This is a genomic window from Nostoc sp. CHAB 5715, from assembly GCF_020829685.1.
Taxonomy (GTDB): domain Bacteria; phylum Cyanobacteriota; class Cyanobacteriia; order Cyanobacteriales; family Nostocaceae; genus Nostoc.
In genome coordinates this window covers 1-3,423 of the sequence record NZ_JAIVFR010000832.1, presented here as the reverse complement: position 1 = coordinate 3,423, position 3,423 = coordinate 1, and the positions used below count along the sequence as shown (strand labels likewise).

The following is a 3,423-nucleotide window of genomic DNA, read 5'->3' as shown; positions in this document are numbered from 1 at the left end:
CTAAAATCTCACAATCATCTTCAAAACCTTTAATAGCTTGAGCTAGCCATGCTAATTGTTTATCAAGTAAACTAGCACGATTGAATGTAGGAATGGCAATGGTAAGCAATTTATTCATATTAAGTTCTGCGGCTTATAGTTCAAGTCCACTCAAGTGGACTGAAATTTTCGCTTTCATCAAGGATAATCATACAGGGCTATTTCGTTCTAAACATAAACCGCCCAGAACTAAAGTTCACAGGCTTTTAGCTTAAGTCCACTAAAGTGGACTAAAAATCTTTCTTAGTCGTCTTTAGACGACTTTTGTTATTAGCCTCAGAATTTATTCTGAGGCGGGCTAGATGAGAATGAAATAGCCCTGGATAATCATATACATCGTTTCAAAGTCTGTATTTAGTCCTCTTAAGAGGACTTTCGCTATTAGCCTTGGAATTTATTCCAAGGCGGGATGGCAACGAAGCAGAAGATTTATAAGTATGTTGGTAATCACAAGGGGTCAAATCCCTTGTTAAAAGTAAACAAACTTCCACCACAGTATACTCATGTATTTTTAGATGTGCGTTAGCGTAAACCAGCAAAGGTATCGATTCATGCCTTTAATTACTATAGCAATCCTAAATGAGATTGTGAAAATTTTGTTATGGTCGTCCTTGGTCATTTGTGATTACAAAGGACAAATAACTAATGACTAATGACAGCAAAGAGAAAAATATTTCACAAATGATTTAGGACTGCTATATGAACAAAGCTGATAAGAATGTCTAATACTACACAACCTTGCTAATAATAATCTGTTAGTAATATCAAATCTACTTAATAACGAACTATCTTTTGGTATTCAATTAGCAGACAAGGGATTAGTGATGAGCAAATTTCTTCAGTCTCTAATCTGATTGTGATGAAATATTTTAGTGAGAGAATCAGGACTTATGCAAAGTTAATCAGTTGACAATATTCACTTTCTATGCCATTGTTAATAACAAGTTTATCCAAACTTTGAGTTCATTTTTACTGGCGCTTCGTTATTCTTGAGAGTTAAGTTTCCCGGTTAGCGCTATTGTATTTTACGCTACTGGATTAGATGTCAAATTAGAATATAACTTAGGAAGCTTTGAAGTAATACACCATTAATTTTCACGCCACAATAGTGAATTTGGGCGGCAAAAGCGTACAACAATTCATATAAAACCAATTTAGACCCATCCACTTGATTAAGGTAGAAACCCTAGAGGAAAAGCCCTCTTGGTAATTTGCGGATGAGTCTATATCTAATCGACTAAATATAACCAGGCTATCCCCTAGAAAACAGAATTGGAATGAAAATATGGCAGTAAATAAAGAAAGCCGATTATTCACAAAACCCGTAGGGCGATCGCAAGTAATTTTAGCAGCTTCTCTCACTTTGGCGGCGGGATTAATAGCTTTTTATAGTTTGGTACCGTTTTGGTCTAAACCTAAAGTTGTGACACCACAAGCGAATCCTCCAAAAGCTGCCACTCCTGCGAAAGTTGCTGTGACTGCTTTGGGACGTTTAGAACCAGAAGGCGAAGTTACTTCTTTGAATGCTCCCAATGCCAATAACGGAGTGCGAGTAGAAAGACTGTTGGTAAAAGAAGGCGATGCGGTTAAAGCAGGGCAATTATTGGCATATCTAGAAAATTATGGTCGTTCTAAAACCGCATTGCAACAAGCTTTAGACCAACTGCAAGTTGCCAAAGCTAAACTAGCGCAGGTGAAATCTGGAGCTAAAACCGGAGATGTTGATGCTCAAAAGGCAGCGATCGCACGTTTAGAGCCACAATATAAAGGAGACGTTGCTACACAACAGGCGACAATCGACCGAATCCAGGCTGAAGTAGACAATGCTCAAGCCGAGAATAATCGCTATCAGCAATTATATAAACAAGGTGCGATCGCGGCTTCTGTAGCAGATACCAAAGCTTTGCAACTAAAGACTACACAACAGCAGCTAACAGAAGCCCAAGCCATGCTCAAGCGGACTCAAGACACATACCAAGAACAACGCAAGCAAGCACAAGCGCAACTCACCAGTATTAGTGAAGTGCGTAGTGTAGATGTTCAGGTAGCACAAACCGAAGTCAACAGTGCAACAACTTCTGTTCAACAAGCAAAAGCCGACTTGGATTTAAGTTACATCAAATCTCCCATAAATGGCAAAATTTTGAAAATTCACGCCAAAACCGGAGAAGTAATCAGCACCAGCAGAGGATTTGCTGAAATCGGTAAGACATCTCAAATGTATGTGATTGCAGAGGTGTATCAAACCGATATTCAAAAAGTGCGTGTAGGACAAAAAGCCACCATTACCAGCACTGCATTTACTGGAACAATAAAAGGAACTGTAAAAGAGATTGGTTGGCAAGTTGACAAGCAAAACATCTTCAGCCTCAACCCTGGCTCAGATACAGACCGCAGAATAATTGAAGTGAAAATCTCCATTGATAATCCCGCAGATAGTGAGCGGGTGGCTCGTTTAACTAACTTACAAGTGGATGTCGCCATTCATATTTAGTCATTGGGCATGGGGCATTGGTCATTCACAAATGACAAATAACAAATGACAAATGACAAATGACAAATAAATCCATGAATTTCAAAATTCCTTTAGGATGGCTACAGCTAGCCCAGCAAAAAGTTCGTTTACTAGTAGCTGTAGCCGGGATTGGTTTTATTGTGCTGCTAATGTTTGTGCAACTTGGTTTTCAAGATGCCCTCTATTCAAGTGCGACCGCAGTACATCAGAATCTCAAAGGAGATTTATTTTTAGTTAGTTCTCAATATAAATCTTTGACCTCAAATCAAAGTTTTTCGCGGACTCGTTTGTACCAATCTCTAGCCTTTGATGGCGTAGAGTCAGTTAGCCCCATGTATTTGCAATTTGCAAAACTGAAAAATCCGGCAACTGGTGAGAAATATTCAATATACGTTATTGGTTTTGATCCAGGTAGACCTGTGATGAACATCCCAGAAGTTGAGAAAAATTTAGATAAACTGAAAATTCCCGATGTCGTGCTTTTTGATCGGAGTTCTCGTCCAGAGTTTGGCCCAATAGCTCAAAAATTTGATGCGGGAGATACTGCACAGACAATTGAAATATTTCCCTTCAATTCATTAATTGGCTATAGAGTTAGAATTGCTGGCTTATTCAGCTTAGGGCCTTCCTTTGGGGTAGACGGTAATTTACTTGTCAGTGACTCAACTTTCCTGAGGATAAATCCCAATAGTCGTCCGGCAGATATGATAGATATCGGTTTGATTTCCCTCAAACCTGGTACTAATGCAGAAACAGTACTAAAAAATTTGCAAGCAATTTTGCCTAATGATGTCCAAGTTTTTACACGCCAAGGCTTTATTGAGTTTGAGAAAAAATATTGGGCTGTTAGAACGCCTATTGGTTTTATA

Annotated in this window: 2 protein-coding genes and 1 pseudogene; 2 read left to right on the top strand and 1 reads right to left on the bottom strand. The window is 38.7% G+C overall.

The genetic code is table 11. The annotated features are described in order from the left end of the window. Positions 1-118 (bottom strand): annotated as a pseudogene (locus tag LC574_RS32130) (glycosyltransferase family 2 protein); the annotation flags it as partial. Positions 119-1,324: 1,206 nt separating this feature from the next. Between LC574_RS32130 and LC574_RS32125 the strand changes: the two are divergent. Next, positions 1,325-2,533 (top strand): ABC exporter membrane fusion protein, encoded by a 1,209-nt coding sequence (locus LC574_RS32125; RefSeq protein WP_229457652.1) that lies wholly within the window; start codon positions 1,325-1,327, stop codon positions 2,531-2,533. Positions 2,534-2,607: 74 nt separating this feature from the next. Next, positions 2,608-3,423: ABC transporter permease DevC (gene devC, locus LC574_RS32120; protein ID WP_229457653.1), on the top strand; the 816-nt coding region annotated here is incomplete at its 3' end.